The following is a 17,648-nucleotide window of genomic DNA, read 5'->3' as shown; positions in this document are numbered from 1 at the left end:
TGTCATTCCTCCTTCAAATGCAGTCATTTCCATTATACAAACGCAGAAAATATTTGCAATCAAAAACAGCGCCCTCCTCCTATATGGGGGAAAACGCTGTTTTCTTATTTTACAAATCGCTCCGTCAGGAGTTCCTTCAGCCGCTGCGTAAACCGCTCGAACGTCGGCTCCGCCGCGATCTCCTCGGCAAATTTCTTCTCCTCGAAGATATGCGAGAAATAGTCCCAGAGCTGAAACGAGCGCGGATTGTTCTTGCCGATGTGGATCAGCATGACGATCTGCACCTCGCTCCCCTCCTCATCCCAGCACACCGGGTTCCGAATGACACAGGTGCTGACAAAGGTATCGGAGGATACCGCCTGCATGGGATGCGGCAGGGCGATGCCGCGGCTGAAAAAGGTGCTGCCGATGTTCTCACGCTCAAGCACGGCGTCAAGTATTCCGCTGAGCCCATAGTGCTCCTCGGCGTGCGCGGAGAGCAGCTCGAGGATCTCTGCCTTGGTCGCATGTTCCCGATAGAAGAAGAGGTCCTTGGAGAAGATCCCGACCACGTCCTCGATATCCGAAAAGCCGTCGAGCAGCAGCTTGATGCTGCGCCGATCAAGTTCCGTCGGGAACGGTGTGATATACATCGCGAGCCCGTTGTCATATACCTCGTTCTTCTCCGTCGTCAGAAAGACATCGTAGTCATCCAACACACTCGGATGCAGTTCATCGGCATGAATGAAATCGAGTGCAGCGATCTCCCGCGAGAACCACTTCATCAGAATGGAACGCAGGAGCACCGTCATGCTCATCTTGAGCGACGAGATGACGAGCACGCGCGTCTCCTTCTTCTTTTGACGCAGCTCAAGCAGCGTGCCATAGAAATGCGCCGCGATCAGTGCGATCTCATCGTCGATAATGCGTGCATCATCGAGATATGCTTCGCGCAGCAGATAGGAAAAATACGTCGCAATCTCATAGCCGAGCGGGAACGTCTCGCGCACCTCCGTGAGGCTCGCACTCTGAAGCTGCATGTCATACTTCACCCGAATCATGAGCGGGATGCAGTGCAGTGCGATGGCGATGCGCAGGCTGATGCTGTTCGTGAAGTCCACGCCGTAGTTCGCCTTGATCCGCAAAAACGCATCACGGATGAATTCGTCCAGCTCCTTGGAGATGATATCGTGATTCTTGAAGATCTCCTGCCCCTTGAGATAGATGGCAAAGAAACGTACCTCCTCCCTCGGAAAACGACAGAGGAAACGATCGGAGAGCTTTGCAAAAATGCGCTCCGAGATACGCAGTTCCTTCTCAATATCGTCCGTAATGCGCAGCTCCTTCTCCTGAATAAAGAAGCGTTTTTGCGCACGGTGCAGCATGATGTTCAGCGTCAGCACGGCATTGCTGAAATCCGCATCCTGAATGTAGTAGTGGAACTCCACGAACACATTGAGCAGTACATCCTTGAGATAGGAGATGCGCTGCAGATCGATGTGGTTGTCACGCTCCTCCTCAATGCCCTGCAGATGTGCGAGGTAGAGCCCGTTTTCCGCAAGACAGCGGCGCTTGTCGATCTCAGAGCCAACAATGCGCAGGCGATTATCCTTGCGCTGAACGCTGAGTCGAAACGGCGCAAGGCTCTTCTGAACGCTGCGCAGGTCCGTGAGCAGTGTCGACCGCGAGATGAAGAGCGCCTCCTCAAGTTCATACATCGGCATCTCGCGAAACCTGCCGAGCAGAATGAAGACGATCTTCGTCACACGGCTGAGCGGGTAGGAGAGCGAGCCGACGGTGTGCTGCATATAGAGATTGTTGACCCAGTCGGAGAACATCTCCGCATCCTCGACGGCGAGGTAGCTGCCCCGTCCCTGCTGAGAGATTACGCGCGCCAGCCCTGTCTGTTCCAGCTCCTCCTTCACACTCTTCATATCCGCCTGTGTCGTGCGGACGCTGACGGCATGCTTCTTCGAGAAATACGACGCTGTGAAATACGTACTGCCCGCCTCGTACATCTCGAGCATCATCCTGACCTGACGCGCGTTCAGCATACCACCCCTCCTCTCTGCGCCAGGAAAGCGCGCTGCCCTTATTCGAGTTCTCCGAATTTCAACAGCACCTTATAGGTATCCGGCCGCATCGCCGTTTCCATGGCCTGCCCGAAATCCCGGTAATCGAATATCGCTTCCCTGAGGGGTTCCGGTGACAGGATCTTTTTGCCGATGAGCAGCACCGACTGATCGTAGGAAGAAATCGACGGATTCACGGCACCGATGATCCGCTGCTGATAGGAATGAACATACCCTAGATCGACGGGCACAGGCGTGTTCGGGTGAATCGAGCTGAACATGATGACCGTCCCGCCGGGTGCGGTCGCCCGCACTGCGTCTCCGGCAATTGCGGGAATTGCCGTCGTATTGAATACAACGTCTGCCCCACGCCCCTCCGTGAGCTCTCTGATGCGTGCCTGTAAATCCTCGTGAATGGGATCAATGGCGGCGGCAGCGCCCAGCTGAAGCGCTTTTTCCCGGCGCTCGGCGAGCGGCTCACTGAGGATGACGCGCACGCCCTTCAGCTGTGCGGCCATGACATGCAGCATCCCCATCGTTCCGCCGCCGATCACCAGCACATCATCACCAAAGCGCAGCTGCGCTCGTTCAATGCTGTTGATCACACAGGCAAGAGGCTCTGTGAACGCCATATCCTCAAAGCGGGCATCCTTCGGATAGACGTAGAGATCGCCCGCCTTTGCCGTAATGTATTCGGCAAAGCCCTTATAGCCAGAGATACCATTCGGCTTTTGGAAGGTCTCTGTCTTTGGAAAATCCTCACAGATATTTTCCTCACCGCGCTTGCAGTAATGGCATGCTTTGCAGTCGTCAATAATATACTGCACAACCTTCTGCCCGACGGAAAAGCGCTCCGCGTTCACCGCACTGCCAAGACGCTCGATCGTACCGCAGTACTCATGACCGCCGATGCGCGGATAGGAATAGCTGCAGTCTCCGCGAAAATCCCGCACGTCGTTTGTGCAGATCCCCGCCGCGTGAATGCGGATGAGCACCTCATCCGCCTGCGGCTCCGGCGTTGGAATCTCCTCTATGGAAAAATCCCCCGGCCTCTTCAAAACGATTGCCTTCATCGTCTCGACTCCTCTTTCCTCAGAAGGTCAGAATCCCCGTGACACCACAGACAATACCGAGAGCCACAATCAGACCGATGATCTTAATCGACGACCAGCGCTGCTTGAGCAGCCAGTAGATTCCCATGGTCACGCTGAGCGGCAAAATGCTTGGCATGACGTGATCGAGGAAGTCCTTTTGGATACTGAACACCGACGCTTCGCTCGCAATCTCGATGCCGCAGGTCACCTTGACATAGTTCACAATCAGACCGCCCATAACCATGCAGCCCATGATCGAGGCACCCTTGAGGATCCTCTGCAGGGTTCCCCTCTCGAGGAAGTCCATGATGGCATCATGTCCCGCACGGTAGCCGAACATGAAGTTCACATAGCTGAATCCATAGGCAGCAGCGACAATGAGAACGGCATAGATGATCGCGCCCCAGATATTTCCACTGCCCGCAAGCGAGATGTCAATACAGATCGCAAGCAGAATCGGGATGAGCACGCCCTGCCACACGGTATCGCCGAGGCCCGCGAGAGGGCCCATGAGCGAGGTCTTGATGTTCGTAATGAACTGCGCCGGGATGTTTTCGCCCTTCGCCTTCTCCTCCTCGAGCGCAATCGCCATACCGAGGATGCAGGCACCGAACTCCGGATGCACGTTGAAGAACTCGATCTCGCGCTTCATCATCTCTTTTTGCTTTTCGGGATCATTCTGATAGAGACATTTTACGATGGGCGTAAAGGTATGCGCGCAGGCAAGCCCCATCATACGCTCATAATTGTAGCACGTCTGCACAAACGTTTCCCAGATGAACCATGCGCGGCGCAGCGCGCCTTTTGTTACCTGATTTTCCTGCATGTCGTTTCACCCTTTCTCAGTCGTCGTCATCATCGTCATCATCTCTAGCACCGGCGACGGCGGGTTCATTTGCGCTCGTAACCTGCATGTAGACGATCGCCACCAGCAGAGAGATCACGCCGAGGGTGAGCAGGCTGAAGCCCGAGAATACCGCAAGGATGAATCCGAGGAAGAGGAACACCTTCGCCTCGCCCTTGTAGATATAGAGAAGGGTGATTGCAATACCAAGTGCCGGCATCACGCCGCCGATGATCTGGAACACCTTCAGGATCGTTCCACTGAGCAGGCTGAGCATCCCCTGGATGTAGGATGCACCGAAGTATGCGGCAAGTCCGCACGGGACAACCGTCATGAGGAAGCACATCATCTGCGGAAAGAGAATATTCGCGCGCCAGATCTTATCGTACTCGCCGCGCTCAATGTAGCGGTCCGCAATATGAACGTAAATCGAGTCCAGTGTCATGCGCCCGTACCAGACGATCGTACCGAGCACGCCGAGCGGCACGGCAATCGCAAGCGCCGTCCCTGAGTCGAGGTTGCCCGCAATCGCGTACGTCGTACCAAGCACGCCTGCAAGCCCCATATCTGCGGGCATACTGCCGCCCGCCGAGATGAATCCAAGGTAAACGAGGTTGATGGAGCCGCCAACCACCGCACCTTGTACGGGATCACCCAGAATAATGCCGGCAACCAAGCCGCATACGAGCGGTCTCTGAAGAGACCAAAGTCCTGCAAACGGCAGATTTCCGACGGCAAGCCAGTATGTGATACCAAGCAATACCGCCTGCGTAACCGAAATATCCATACAGTTTCCCTCCTTAATGAATGAAATGAAACATAAATCCGTTTCGTTGAGGCTTCAGATATAAGTCTTCGCCTCAATGACCTGCTGCTCCGGGACGAGCTGATAGTAGACGCGTACGCCGAGCGACTCAAGCTTTCGTATTGCCTCGATCTCGGCCTCGTCACAGGCAACATTTTTGATGAACGGCTTACGGGCATCGCGTACGCCCATGCCGCCAAGATTGACCTCCTTGATCCCGACACCGTTTTCCACAAGACGCAGATAGGAGATCGGCGTCTTGGTGAGCACCATCATCTTCTCCCCGGGCTTTGGCTCGCCCTTCAGCTTCTCGCTCGCCGTCGCCACATCATAGACGAGCACCTTGATCCCCTCGGGGGCAAGGGCTTTCAAAACGCGCTTGTTGAATGCATCCACGGCGACCTCGTCGTCTACGATGACGATGCGGTTGATGCTGAGCGACGGTGACCAGACCGACACAACCTCTCCGTGAATCAGGCGGTCATCCACGCGTGCCAATACAATATTTCTCATTCTTCATCCCCCTCATTTTCTGTGAGCAGCAGATTGACATCCTTCACCGTAGCCGCTGCTTCCTTCAGTACCTGCACGCAGATTTCCTCCGCGCCCATCCCCGCATTGCGGTTCATGATAATGGACACCAAGAGCGGAAGGTTGATCCCCGTGATGTGACGGAACGAAAAGTGCTCCATCAGCTCTACACAGACATTGAACGGCGTCCCGTGGAACAGATCCGAAAGGACGAGTACCTCCTCGCCACCCGCACGCTCAAGGACCTGACGCACCTTGTCCTGCAGTGTCGATCGATCCTCCTCCGGGGCGAGACCAAAAGAAAGCAGTTCCTGCTGCGCTCCGACGAGCATCTGCACACTGCTGACGAGCCCATCGGCAAAAGGACCGTGCGACACAACAACAATCTTCATCAAATCACCTCGCCTCAATATAGAAATTTCGATCCATCATACTCCTTGCCATGGGCGCCGCATGGCGATTCGTCGACATATGTGAATCATATCATAAAATTCTTGCTATATATGACAATCTTTTTTCGCAATATATACGAAATTCATCAGATTTATTTCAGAAACGACTGCATCAAACATATGAAGAAAGAAAGCCGTCACGGTATATAGAAACCTCTATACTGAAATCGCATTTTGCAGAATGGTTTCGGAAATGGAGGAAACAATATGACACATACACGGGAGAATATAGCGGATCTCTCCATCAACGAGCTGCTCGGACGGAAGATCACATGTTCCTGCGGTCATGCGCACAGCATTCCCATGAAGCGCGTTCTGATCGGCTCCGGCGTTACCGCAGACATCCCGCGCACACTGCGCGAGTGCGGCTATAAGAAGGCGCTCATCCTCTCCGACCGCATCACATGGGATATCGCGGCAAAGGATGTCGCAGAGTATCTCGAACGCGACGGCTTCCCCTATGAGACGCTCGTCCTTGAGGGACGCGTTGTCCCAGATGAGGCGCGTATCGGCGAGATCATCATCCACGCGCCGCGCGATGCGGACATCATCATCGCTGTCGGAACGGGCGTCATGTGCGACATCGGCAAGATGATCTCGTACAAAATGGGCATCGATACCGCCGCCGTTGTCACGGCGCCCTCTGTGGACGGCTTTGCCTCCAAACACGCGGCGCTTGTCATCGGTCGCCTCAAAGTCTCCTTTACCACACATTGTCCGACCATCATCGTCGGCGATGTCGACGTATTGAAAAATGCGCCCATGTCCATGATCATCGCCGGCTGGTGTGACATCATGGGCAAATTCTCCTGTCTCTCCGACTGGAAGATCTCACATATCGTGAATGACGAGTACTACTGTGAAACCCTCGCGGACATGGTATACCGCTCTGTCCGCATCTGCCGCGATAATCTCGAAGCGCTGAAGCTGCGTGAACCGCACGCCGTACAGTCCGTCATGGAGGCGCTCGTGCTCGCAGGCATTGCGATGAGCTTCATCGGAAACTCGCGTCCCGCCTCCGGCTCCGAGCACCATCTCTCACACTGTTGGGAGCTGCGCACAGCAAAGGAGGGCAAAGAACTCGCGCCGCACGGCATTCAGATTGGCGTCGGCGAGGCACTGATCTCGATGCTGTACGGATGGCTCAAAACAGAGACGGTCGACTTTGCCGCAGCGCGTGCAATTCCCTTCGATGAGCGTGCGTGGGAAGCCGGTGTGCACGACTACTTCGGCAGCGATGCCGATGACATCCTGAAGGAGATTCGCGGCGATCACCGCTACGATGCCAATGTGCGTGCGCGTCGCTTAGCGGCACTTGAGAAGAACTGGCCGGCAGTCCTCGAGATCGTCCGCGCCATGCCCGCACATGAGGAAATCGTTGCCATGCTGAAGTCCGCAGGCACAGCGACAGCGCCCGCAGATATCCACCTCACAGATAAGGAAGCTGCCGACTCCATCCGCCACGCCAAAGAGGTGCGAAACAAATACACCATCCTCGGTGTGCTCGACGATCTCGGTCTGCTTGAGATGTACGCAGCCCGTATCGAAGCAAAATAACAAGCCCTTACTAAAAAATTCGCTGCCGACGAAAATGTCAGCAGCGGAATTTTTTGCACTTTAGCAATTTTTTCTTTTTGATCTATTGACTTTTTGACTTTTAGTGGTATAATAACAATCGAAAGGTGATTGAAGCACCTTCCCAATAAAGATAATGCCATGGCTGAGGCGAATACCAAACAGCGCATCAGCCAACAAAAAGATCTAAGGAGTTGATCATCATGTTTGGACTTGTACCTTTTGGCGGACATCGCGGGCTTACCTCACGTGAGCATAATACCCCGTTTGATCTCTTCGACGCCATGCGCGATTCCTTCTTCGACAGCAGCTTCCCCGCAGCGAACTGGGGGGCATCCTCATTCAAGGTTGATGTGAAGGACAGCGGCGACCACTACGAGCTGAGCGCCGACTTGCCGGGCATGGCGAAGGAAGACATCAGTCTCCGCTACGAGAATGGCTACCTCACCATCGCTGCGACGCGCAACGAGTCAAAGGATGAAAAGGACGACAACGGAAACTACATCCGCCGCGAGCGTCATACGGGCGAAGTCAGCCGCTCGTTCTACATCGACGGCATCGACGACGCGAACATCCGCGCCGAGTTCAAGGACGGCGTCCTGCAGGTGAACCTGCCGAAGACGGCAGATGCGCCCGAGCGCAAGCAGATCGAGATCCACTGATCCCGTGCCTTTCTGTCATAGATAAGCAGAGCCACGCGAAAGAGTTACTTTCGCGTGGCTCTTTTTTTGCCTTTTTCACGATGCCGCGTATGGATAGATGGCGAGATTGCCGTCCTTGTATTCGCCAACGTAGACATTCTTTAGCTCGTAGCCCGCATCGCGCAGAGCCGCGTTCAGCCAGACGTGGTCTTTTTCGATGAGCTCAAGGATATCCTCATCGACCTGTCCGTCGAGGATGAGCGGATAGCGCGCATTTTCCTCCCCATACTGGATGATCGTGAGCTGTCCGTTCGGCTCGAGCACGGCACGCTTGACGTCCTTGATATAGTAGACGCCGGCCAGACGCAGTTTCAGCGTGAGATCATGCGCGAGGAGCCCCTGCCGCATGCACTCGTCCATGAGGATTTTGCCGCGCTCGATGAGGATGGCAGGCGAGCCGTCAACGATCTCCTTGACGCGGCGGTTGTTCGCCTTGATATATTTCAGCAGGAGCACGAGGAGCGTCCACGCGACGAGCACGAGGAGGAAGTCAATCATGGAGATGGCACTGTTGTAAATGACGCCGCCGATGATGCCGCCGAGCACGTAGTTCTGCACCTGATCGGTCGCGGACGTGGGGGCGAGGTTGCCCTTGCCGAGGAGGTTGATCTGCACGATGAGACAGAGCAGACCGAGAGCGAGTTTTGCGAGTACCATTGAGTAAACGATCATCTCAGTCCTCCTTATCTACGATCTGTATATCCCGCCGCAGGAGGTGCGTGCGTTCATACTGAAACGCGGTGTAGTCCGCATTGAAATGAATCACGTAGAACGTGCCCTCTACATCGACGAGCATGCCCTGCTTCAGATTGGTCGAGTTCACCTTGATATCACTGACAGGGACATCGAGATCCTTCCCGAGGCTCTGCACGAACTGTGCCATGCGTGAGGTCTGCTCGCGGTCGCTCTTCATGCGGTTGTAGTCGCCGTACTGCATGCCCCCGAGGAAGATCACCGCCAGAAACAGCAGGACGACAAGATCGCGGTAGCGCGAGGAAAAGCTGCTGCGCAGATACTTGATGCTCACAACAAGCAGTGCAGCGAGCGCGAGGAATGAGACGACATACCACGCCGTATGGCTCGCCTGTCCAACTTGCTCAATATAGCTGTAGGTATAAAATGGCAACGAAACGCCCCCTTCCATGTTCGTATAGGCTACTACGCCGAACACTTTCTGTCAACGGTCTTTTGAGCGGTATATGGATTTGCTATGCAGGAGAAATGACAATCTTACAAAAAAGAGGGAAGCCCTCCCCTCGTCCGCCCTGTCCATGCAAATAACATGGTATGGATAGTCCCATAGGCATGGATATTCTGCAAAAATGACACAGGACAAGGGACAAAACTAGCTATTTCGTCCGCTGAGAAGGAGATTATACATCTCCAACTAAGGCCTCAAAAGTGATGCACAAAGGAAAGCGAGGCTGCTGCACGAAGGCAAATTTGTCTTCGTACAGCAGCCCTCTTTTCATGGAAGCGCATCATTTTCGTAAAAGCCCAGCAAAAAAGACAAGATCCATTAAAACAGTGCAGAGGAACAAGGGCGATCCCTGTATTCGCCCTTGTTCCTCTGCTCTTATTTGTTTTTCTGTCCCGTGTCCTATCCAGCTTCCTTGAGCGCAATAAGATGCCGCCCCACCGTGTCCCGTTGTATCTTTTCGTGCAACCGCAAGACATTGTGAGCAAGTGCCAGCAGGATTGCTTCTCCTAAGACGCTCTCTTGTCCCCGCGTCAGAAACCGTCGGAATCCGAAGTTCTCCTTGATCTGTGCAAATGCTCCCTCTACCTGTATGCTCCGGTTCATCCGCAGGAGGATTCCCTCCGTGCTGCGTATCCGTGCCAGATTTTCCTCCCGCTCCCGCTGAAAGACTTTGCTCACTTCCAACCGTTTTACCCGCTCCTGAAGCGGTATCTTGCTGTGGTTGCCGTGGATACACCGCTCCTTCCGTTCACACCCCCTGCACTCCGCGCACGAATAGAGCGTCTTTTCACTGATGTATCCGCCCGCACTCTTTGTCTTGCGCGTGCCCACCGCACTGAGGCGTTTGCCCTCAGCACATAGGTAGACGTCCTCTCCTGCAAGATACACCATGTTCTCACGCCGTCCAATGTCGTTCTTCCACTTGCGCTTCTTGCTGATCTCGTAGTCGTTCGGCTTGATGTAGGATGCCTGTCCCTTGTCCCGCAGATACAGGTAGTTCTCCTCACTCTCATAGCCTGCATCAGCGATGATGTTCCTGCTCCTTGTTCCGATGTATTCCTGAAAATCTTCTAAGAACGGGATGAGTGTCCTTGTATCCGTCGGATTCGCATAGATGCCTGCCCATACGATGAAGGATGCCTCTACACCATATTGGAGGTTGTAGGCGGGCTTTAGCTGACCGTTCTTCATCTCATCTTCTTTCATCCGCATGAAGGTTGCCTCCGTGTCGGTCTTTGAAAAGCTGTTACGTGCCCCGCAGATGTGGAGTTTCTTCGTGTAGTCCTTCAGACGGAGAAGATACGTGTCCAGTGTCTCTATTGCACGCTGAAGCACGCTCTTTCGTCTTCCGCTCTCATAGACGAAGACGATGCCCTGCGCCTTCTGCACGTGCTTCAAGCGGCGGCGCAGTCGTTTCAGATGTCGGATGTGGATGTCCCCGCCATGGCGCAGATGGATACCGAACTCCTTCTCCACGTATGCAAGAAAAGCAGAAAGCTTCTCCATGAGCCTGCTGCAGTGCTTTTGGACGCCCTTCTTCCAGACGAAGCTGTACCGATTGGAGACGGACTCGATCTTAGTTCCGTCCACAAAGAGGTTCTGAAATGAGACTGCATCAACCTCCCCGAGCAGGAGTGCCATCTGTGCGAGAATCTCCTTGGCACAGGGAGCGAAGTGCTTCTTGCGAAAACGGGCGATGGTCGTATGATCGGGCGCAGGACAGCCCTCCAAGAGGTACATGAAGTTGATGTCCCTGCGACAGGCCTCCTCGATGCGGCGGGAACTGTAGATGCGGTTCATGTAGGCATAGATGAGGATAGCAAGCAGTTTGTGCGGTGCGATGAGGTTTCGCTCTGCTCGGTGGAAGCTCAAAAAGAGCGCCGTAAGATCCATCTGGTGGATGCAGTGGCGCAGGAGACGGACGGGATCGTCCCGTTCGATTTGAAATTCAAAATTGAGGGGGAGGCTGACTTGAAATGAGCCTCCGAAGGATGTATAATCCTTGTGTAAAATTTGGTTCTTCATACCCTTATTTTACGCCAGTTCTCGGTGTTTGAAAACACCGGGAACTGTTTTTTTGCAACAAAATTGAGGCTGCTGCACGAGAGTTTCGTGCAACAGCCCCTTTTTCATTCCCGCAAAATTGCCCGCAAACACTTGACAGTATATATATATATATATACTAGGTTTAGTAGATTTTGAGCTTATTAGATGAGGGGCGCGGATTTTAGAATAGGATTGTCCCCCATCAGATCAAAGGAGTGACAGCGAACATGAAAGCACTACGGCACACATTTCTCGCGGCGGGATTCTTCCTCGTCCTGTTCCTGATACAGGGCGGGCTTGCCCACGCACAGTACGCATGGGAGCAGCAGGGGCTGCGCTACAACAGTTTGGACGCAAACGACACCCCCGGCACATTTATCCTGAAACGCGACACACCGGCAGGCACAGCGGGTTCGGGCATCCCGCAGGGGGATTACCTTATCGAGGACTATTCCCAGTCATGTTGGGACAAGACATTCGACTACAACGGGCAGACGAAAACATTCACCATCTACGACGGGCGGGGACCGAGCGAGGATCTGCAGTTCCTCGGCGCCGGTCAGATCATAGTGAAGGAGCGGCTTCCTGAGAACAGCGACGCAAGCGGCGTCTATGAGGTGGACGGTACGGGCATCTACCGCTATGGCTCGCATGCCATTCCGCACTACATTACCGACGCGATGGAGTATTTCTTGGAGAGCGGAGAGGGCGTCACGTTCTCCTCCACCGTTCCGGGCGATGGCAGCTGGCGCAATTTCAGCGTGCGCAGGAATATCCGGCAGACGAGTGCCTCGAACGAACCGCGCTACATCCTCATCAACGCAAACAATTCACATGAATGGGTCGCATTTACCTACGACGATTCAAATGGTGTCTTCACGATGTATAATGCGTGCTCGGGAGATGAGCCGTATGCTTATCGCCGCTTTCGCGAAGACGGCGCGTTGGAGAATAGGGACCTGAACGGAACGGGGTCACCAACGGGTGTTTCTGTGAGACAAGCCGATGGCATCTACTTAGATCAGTATAACAGAAACTATATTCAAAAATACATAACCGACGGAATGCTCCTTTTCCTCGACAACATCGACTAACACAGCACATTCCTCACAAAAAAAGCGCGGCACGCACGCCGCGCTTTTGTGCGTTTGGAATCACTTGCCAAAGTGCTATTTCGACGATAAACTATATTAAGGCATGAAATATCACAGTTGCAGAGCAAGATCACTCTTGAAATGTTCCACAGGAAATATCAATTTTTGTATGTAACTAGTTCTCCGTTTCTACGCGCAAAAAATCATATCTCTTCAGAGCCCATCTCTCTCAACTTTTCTAACTCTTCAGGAAGCCATGGAACAATCAGCACCTGTTCAAAAAATTCTTGATCCGCAAGTTTATGAAACCAATCCATAGTGGGATAAAACAACACGACATTTGAATAGTGATTTCTTCCCAAAGCTCGTGCTGTGACGATCATAGCATTCTCAGCATCAGACAATTGCACCTCTTTTTTCTTCCATATATCCTCAACATTATCCCTTCCCAATATTCTTTGAAAAACAGGCGTAAAATTATTCTTAGAGAAAAAACCTATGGCTTTATCTCCCCCCCTCTTAGAATCAGCCAACCATGATAGTGCCTTGATCTCATTTTCTCTATCATTGGGAATTAGTTCTGTGTTATATATCTTCATTTTATCACTTCCTTAAATCGTATAATACCAAACTTCCTTCTCTTTTTCAATATACTATGTTTCCGCAAAACTATAGAGATTCATCACAAAATACATTTCTCCACGCCTAAGAGTACTGAAAGCATTCGCACCATTCACGCCCCTGCTGAGGTTTTCGCCATATTGAGGCGGCGAAAGGAGGAACTAGACCAACGTAAGGAATGGCTCGGCAATGCATACGACGAGCACGATCTTGTTCTATGCCGTGGGAATGGATCGCCGATCCGCCCCGGCAATTTCACAAAAGCATTCAAGGATTTCTTGGCACGCCACAATATGCGTACCATCCGTTTTCACGATTTACGCCATTCATGCGCTTCGCTGATGCTGCAATCCGGCGTTGCCATGAAAACAGCTTCCGAAATCCTTGGACACAGTTCGATTGCCATTACAGCTGACCTTTATACACACGTAATGCAAAAGACGAAGGAGGAAGCTGCCGGAAAAATTGGCGATTACGTTTTTGGCACGCAAGAGAAATGACAATCTTGCAAAAAAGAGAAAATCCCTATAAAATATAGGTAGATCATTTGATTTGAGGTGAGTATCATCGAACTCGAACAAAAGAAAATTCGATACCTTGAGAAAATCAAACAGCTTCGTTTGATGGATGACACGTTCTTTAACAGCTGCTTCGACGGGAACATCCCCTGTATGGAGGTCGTACTTCGCGCTGTCATGGGCAATGACCGTCTGCGTGTGACAGAGGTCATTACGCAGCAGAGTGTGCCAAATCTCTATGGACGTGCCGTACGATTCGACGCACTTGCAACCGATGGCGAGAGCATCTACGATGTGGAGATTCAGCGCAGCGACGAGGGTGCGATTCCACGCCGCGCTCGCTACAACAGCAGCATGATCGATTCTCGTGAGGTCAGCAAGGGAACACTCTTCCCCGATCTGCCGGAAACCTACGTCATCTTCATCACAGAGCATGACGTATGGAAGCGCGGAAAACCGCTCTACAAGGTGCGGAGAACATTCGAGGACACCGAGGAGGTTTTCGACGACGGTGCACACATTCTCTACGTCAACGGGGAATGTCAGAGCGAAAGCCCACTCGGACGTCTTATGCACGACTTTTTCTGCACCAATCCAAACGATATGTACAGCGACGTGCTCGCCGAGCGCGTACGCTTTTTCAAAGAAGACGAAAAGGGGGTTGCAGCTATGTGCAAGGTAATGGAAGAAATCTACAACGACGGTATTGCTATTGGCGAAGTTCGCGGCGAGGTTCGTGGTGAAATTCGCGGTGCAGAAACAGAACGTATAAAAAGCATCAAGAACCTCATTTCAAGCCTAGGCATCACCGCCGAAGCTGCAATGGATGCGCTGAAGATTGCCAAGTCCGATCAACCGAAGTATCTGGCACTCCTCTAAGGAGAAGTCTGCGTCACTTTTCTCGTATGCTTCTTCAAAAAGTGATGCACTGTCCGCTAGGCCATTGTCCCCTTGTCCGCCCTGTCCATGCAAATAACATGGTATGGATAGCCCCATAGACATGGATATTCTGCAAAAATGACACAGGACAAGGGACAAAGCTAGCTATTTCGTCCGCTGAGGAGGAGATTATACATCTCCCACTAAGACCTCAAAAGTGATGCTCAAATGAATGCGAGGATGCTGCACGGCATCCTCGTTTTCTATGTCAGCTCCCCTCATTCGAGCACCCCAAAATCCACTTTTAAAATCTCGTGTGCCCAAAATGTGCCCAGAATCGTGTTTTTCACTCAAAAAAGGACACAGAAAAGGCTTCGTGGAAATCTCCACGAAGCCTTATTTTCCAATGGCAGAGAGGGTGGGATTCGAACCCACGGTGGCTCATCACCACACTTGATTTCGAGTCAAGCACCTTCGACCACTCGGACACCTCTCCATGCCGCTGTGCGACAAGTCGCATTATATCATAGGAGCTAGTGCATGGCAAGGAATTTTTCTGCATTGTATGCCGTGATGGCAAATTGCAAGTTTAATTGTCGCAAGGTCTCGTTAAACTTTTAGCGAGTTATATCATCGCAGCATACATATCGTTTGCTGACTTATATCCGAAAATCTTGCGCGGATAGTTGTTAACCCAATCTTCGATCCGCTGCAGTTCCTTCGGCTTCAATTTGCTGAAGTCCGTTCCCTTGGGAAGAAACCTGCGCAGCATCCGATTTCCGTTTTCGTTGCTTCCACGCTCCCAGCTGCTGTACGGATGCGCGTAATACACCTCGCCGCATTTGGCGGCACGCTTCATTCCTTCGCCATCCAAAAACTCTGACCCGTTGTCCGCCGTGATACTCTTGAATACGTGCGTAAAGTCTCCTTTGACGCGCCGCTGCAACCGACGAAGTGCTTGCAGTACTTTTTTTGGCTCTTGTTCTTTATCAGAACATAGAGCGATTTCCTCGTCTGCCGTTCGACCAATGTTAAAATTACCGGCTTTGTCCCTTTGCGACCGACGACCAAGTCAATCTCCCAATGTCCGAACTCCTCTCTCCGATTCACCGGCTCAGGGCGCTCGTCGATGCTTTTCCCGTCCCGGTTATTCCACGCAACGCCGCGCCTGCTGTTTTCTGTCTGTTTGTCTCGATTCTTTTTGTAGAGGAGGTCGTCGTTTGTGAGTTCGAGAAACAGCTGCTGATCGATATAGTTATACAGGGGCTTGACACAAATGCGGACATCATAGCTCCAGCCGCGTTGACAGAGCTCACCGATAACTGCCGCAGGAGACCATTTTTCTGTTTTGATCTTATGTTCAATGTGTCGAGCAAGCGCGTGGTCTTTATCGATTTTCAGCCCCCGCCCTTTACGAGCAGCGTTTTCCTCGTGTCGCCTTTGTGCTGCATCGGCAAGATACACCCACTGCACCTGCAGGTCTCCGCAGGTCTTGATATTCTTCGTCGCAGGTTTGAGCTGTGCTGTCATTCCAAGACGCCGCTCCCTCTCAATCGTACGCTTGGAGCAGCCAATGTACGCAGCGATTTCCTGCGGCTTCAACCCGGCCTGGAAATAGGCTTCGATTTTGTACCGATCCCGCTCCGTCAGCTGTTTCCATTTCCCTGTTTTTGTAGTACAATGATTCTGTTCCATTTTGCAGTCTCACTTTCAGTTTCTTTTTGTGTTGTGACTAAAAGTTTAACTGAACCGTTTGCAAAATGGAACTTTTTGCGTCAATTTATTTTACAACTTACGATCGCCTCCGATCCGGGAGATACCCCCTTCTTGTCCGCCTCCTTCACATAGTCGTAGAGCTTCGGATTGCCCGCCGATGCAGCGAGCTGTGCCGCCATCTCCCCCCACAGTGTATGAATCATCAACCCCGGCATGTGCGGCGGACGCTGCACCCGCGTCGGGTCGATGGCAGTACCGACGAGCACCGCCACGTTCGCCTTGGGCAGTGTGGACAGCCCCGCACGTGCGAGCACCGGCTGCACTGCCGGGATCTTGCTGAGCGGTACTGTGCCGCGCAGCATGTGATAGAGTGCGAGCATACTGTGCGTCTTGCCGCCGCCGAATGCTGTCTTGAGCTGGATCACGGGCTCGCCGTCCTTGCCGCCGATGCGTCGAAGTGCCTGCATGAGCAGCCCCGCCATGCCCTCGGTCACATAGGTACGCGCAAAGAACTCCACGGGGTCACGATACTCGAACGAGCCCTCGCCGCGTGCGACCTGTGCGAGATCTGCGGCGAACTCGGCGTTCTTGTACCGTCCCGCCGCCACATCCGGATGCGGTTTGATTACGTCGCGCCAGCTCGGCAGACTGCTCAGTAGGACAGACTGCAGGATGCCGCTCGTATTGGGGGCAGCTGTTTTGGGGGCAGAGACCGCTGCCGTACCATTCATCGAGCCGGCAGCCGAGCCATAGCGCAGCTCGCGCAAAATCTCGCGGATCTCCTCTGCACTATCGGCGTCGATCGACGCACAGAGACGCGCCATCGTATCGAGCGCACGCCATGTATCATCATCGGTGAAATCCTTGCCGCCGAGATGGGCAAGATTATTGCGCACACCCTTGAGCTCCTTCACCCAGGTGCGATTGCTCACCGACAGCTTGCGGGAGAAGATATCACCCCAGTGCAGGTCAAAGAGGAGCAGCGCCAACGCCATATCGAGCGAGTCGACGAGCGTCCCCCAGTCCCCCGACAGCGGCAGACTGCGCTTCTGATCATCATAGAGGATGTCCAGAACGCCGTCCTCCCACCAGTCCGCCCCATAGGTCTGCTTTAGCTCCTTGCAGACATAGTCCGAGAGTGCAAAGAGCAGAATACGCTCCCCCTGTCGCACCTTTTCGTGATTGCTGCCCATCCTACATTCCTCCTGTGAAACGTCTACTCGGCAAAGAGCCCGCCCTGATTCGCTGCTTGCTCTTTCTTTATCTGCGCGGCAGCTTCCTGGACCGCCCGCCAATTCGTGACCAGCGTGTTATACGCATAGGCTTCCTGCGCCCAGCCCCGCCGCTCCGCCGTCTGGAACAGGCGATAGGCGAGTGCGCGTGCCTTCTCTGCGTCCTCCGAGGAAAGCCCCACAACGATCTGCGCCGCGCCCTCCACACCATCCACATCGAGCGCATGGGCGAGACGCTGAACAACCTGCCATGTCACAGAGGCATCGAACGTCCTCTGTGCTGCCATC

General features: G+C 53.2%; 17 protein-coding genes, 1 tRNA gene and 1 pseudogene. 5 read left to right on the top strand and 14 right to left on the bottom strand.

Features of this window, described 5'->3' with window-relative positions:
• Nucleotides 1-104: 104 nt before the first annotated feature.
• The 6 genes from AXE86_RS06950 to AXE86_RS06925 are packed head-to-tail and all read right to left on the bottom strand — an operon-like array spanning nt 105 to nt 5,717.
• On the bottom strand, nt 105-2,033 hold the full coding sequence (locus tag AXE86_RS06950; protein ID WP_061945865.1) for a BglG family transcription antiterminator: 1,929 nt from the start codon (nt 2,031-2,033) through the stop codon (nt 105-107).
• A gap of 38 nt (nt 2,034-2,071) precedes the next feature.
• Nucleotides 2,072-3,124: a zinc-dependent alcohol dehydrogenase gene (locus tag AXE86_RS06945; protein ID WP_061945863.1), complete on the bottom strand. Its 1,053-nt coding sequence runs from the start codon at nt 3,122-3,124 to the stop codon at nt 2,072-2,074.
• 19 nt (nt 3,125-3,143) lie between these two features.
• Nucleotides 3,144-3,971: a PTS system mannose/fructose/sorbose family transporter subunit IID gene (locus tag AXE86_RS06940; RefSeq protein WP_061945861.1), complete on the bottom strand. Its 828-nt coding sequence runs from the start codon at nt 3,969-3,971 to the stop codon at nt 3,144-3,146.
• A gap of 16 nt (nt 3,972-3,987) precedes the next feature.
• Nucleotides 3,988-4,776, bottom strand: a complete 789-nt coding sequence (locus AXE86_RS06935) for a PTS mannose/fructose/sorbose/N-acetylgalactosamine transporter subunit IIC (protein WP_232294859.1) — start codon at nt 4,774-4,776, stop codon at nt 3,988-3,990.
• 54 nt (nt 4,777-4,830) lie between these two features.
• On the bottom strand, nt 4,831-5,307 hold the full coding sequence (locus tag AXE86_RS06930) for a PTS system mannose/fructose/N-acetylgalactosamine-transporter subunit IIB (RefSeq protein ID WP_061945859.1): 477 nt from the start codon (nt 5,305-5,307) through the stop codon (nt 4,831-4,833).
• On the bottom strand, nt 5,304-5,717 hold the full coding sequence (locus tag AXE86_RS06925) for a PTS sugar transporter subunit IIA (protein ID WP_061945858.1): 414 nt from the start codon (nt 5,715-5,717) through the stop codon (nt 5,304-5,306). Before AXE86_RS06925 ends, AXE86_RS06930 begins: the two co-directional genes overlap by 4 nt.
• A 267-nt stretch (nt 5,718-5,984) precedes the next feature.
• Between AXE86_RS06925 and AXE86_RS06920 the strand changes: the two genes are divergently transcribed.
• Together AXE86_RS06920 and AXE86_RS06915 are read left to right on the top strand one after the other, a co-directional pair.
• Complete coding sequence (locus AXE86_RS06920) at nt 5,985-7,334, top strand: sn-glycerol-1-phosphate dehydrogenase (RefSeq protein WP_061945857.1); 1,350 nt, start codon at nt 5,985-5,987, stop codon at nt 7,332-7,334.
• 221 nt (nt 7,335-7,555) lie between these two features.
• On the top strand, nt 7,556-8,014 hold the full coding sequence (locus tag AXE86_RS06915; RefSeq protein ID WP_061945856.1) for an Hsp20/alpha crystallin family protein: 459 nt from the start codon (nt 7,556-7,558) through the stop codon (nt 8,012-8,014).
• Between the two features lie 75 nt (nt 8,015-8,089).
• On the opposite strand, the gene AXE86_RS06910 is transcribed toward AXE86_RS06915, so the two are convergent.
• The 3 genes from AXE86_RS06910 to AXE86_RS06900 all read right to left on the bottom strand — a co-directional run bounded on the left by AXE86_RS06910 (nt 8,090) and on the right by AXE86_RS06900 (nt 11,279).
• Complete coding sequence (locus tag AXE86_RS06910; RefSeq protein WP_061945854.1) at nt 8,090-8,725, bottom strand: DUF421 domain-containing protein; 636 nt, start codon at nt 8,723-8,725, stop codon at nt 8,090-8,092.
• A 1-nt stretch (nt 8,726) separates the two neighbouring features.
• Entirely contained in the window at nt 8,727-9,179 is a 453-nt protein-coding gene (locus AXE86_RS06905) for a DUF3290 domain-containing protein (protein ID WP_061945852.1), read from the bottom strand.
• A 474-nt stretch (nt 9,180-9,653) separates the two neighbouring features.
• The gene (locus AXE86_RS06900; protein ID WP_061945850.1) at nt 9,654-11,279 is read right to left on the bottom strand and encodes an IS1182 family transposase; all 1,626 of its coding nucleotides are present in this window, start codon (nt 11,277-11,279) and stop codon (nt 9,654-9,656) included.
• 248 nt (nt 11,280-11,527) lie between these two features.
• Here AXE86_RS06900 and AXE86_RS06895 point away from each other — a divergent pair, with 248 nt between their 5' ends.
• Entirely contained in the window at nt 11,528-12,394 is an 867-nt protein-coding gene (locus AXE86_RS06895; protein WP_061945847.1) for a hypothetical protein, read from the top strand.
• A gap of 203 nt (nt 12,395-12,597) precedes the next feature.
• On the opposite strand, the gene AXE86_RS06890 is transcribed toward AXE86_RS06895, so the two are convergent.
• Nucleotides 12,598-12,993 carry a hypothetical protein gene (locus AXE86_RS06890; protein ID WP_061945845.1) on the bottom strand — a complete coding sequence of 132 codons (396 nt, stop codon included), beginning with the start codon at nt 12,991-12,993 and terminating at the stop codon, nt 12,598-12,600.
• Between the two features lie 162 nt (nt 12,994-13,155).
• On the opposite strand from AXE86_RS06890, the gene AXE86_RS06885 reads away from it, so the two are divergent.
• A complete protein-coding gene (locus tag AXE86_RS06885; protein WP_061945843.1) occupies nt 13,156-13,515 on the top strand; it encodes a tyrosine-type recombinase/integrase in 360 nt (119 codons plus the stop codon).
• A 171-nt stretch (nt 13,516-13,686) separates the two neighbouring features.
• Nucleotides 13,687-14,412, top strand: coding sequence for an Rpn family recombination-promoting nuclease/putative transposase (locus AXE86_RS06880; RefSeq protein WP_232294858.1), 726 nt, complete (start codon nt 13,687-13,689; stop codon nt 14,410-14,412).
• A 407-nt stretch (nt 14,413-14,819) separates the two neighbouring features.
• Here the strand turns inward: AXE86_RS06880 and AXE86_RS06875 are convergent.
• The 4 genes and pseudogenes from AXE86_RS06875 to AXE86_RS12905 all read right to left on the bottom strand — a co-directional run bounded on the left by AXE86_RS06875 (nt 14,820) and on the right by AXE86_RS12905 (nt 17,647).
• Nucleotides 14,820-14,908, bottom strand: a tRNA-Ser gene (locus tag AXE86_RS06875).
• 129 nt (nt 14,909-15,037) lie between these two features.
• Nucleotides 15,038-16,107, bottom strand: a pseudogene (locus AXE86_RS06865) (IS30 family transposase).
• An 80-nt stretch (nt 16,108-16,187) separates the two neighbouring features.
• Nucleotides 16,188-17,321 (bottom strand): Swt1 family HEPN domain-containing protein, encoded by a 1,134-nt coding sequence (locus AXE86_RS06860; protein ID WP_061945835.1) that lies wholly within the window; start codon nt 17,319-17,321, stop codon nt 16,188-16,190.
• 23 nt (nt 17,322-17,344) lie between these two features.
• Nucleotides 17,345-17,647 carry a hypothetical protein gene (locus AXE86_RS12905; protein WP_061945833.1) on the bottom strand — a complete coding sequence of 101 codons (303 nt, stop codon included), beginning with the start codon at nt 17,645-17,647 and terminating at the stop codon, nt 17,345-17,347.
• Nucleotide 17,648 lies beyond the last annotated feature (1 nt).

This window comes from Selenomonas sp. oral taxon 136, from assembly GCF_001554015.1.
Taxonomy (GTDB): Bacteria; Bacillota; Negativicutes; order Selenomonadales; family Selenomonadaceae; genus Centipeda; species Centipeda felix.
Note: the sequence above shows the minus strand (reverse complement) of the source record. Positions and strands in the feature narration are given on the sequence as shown.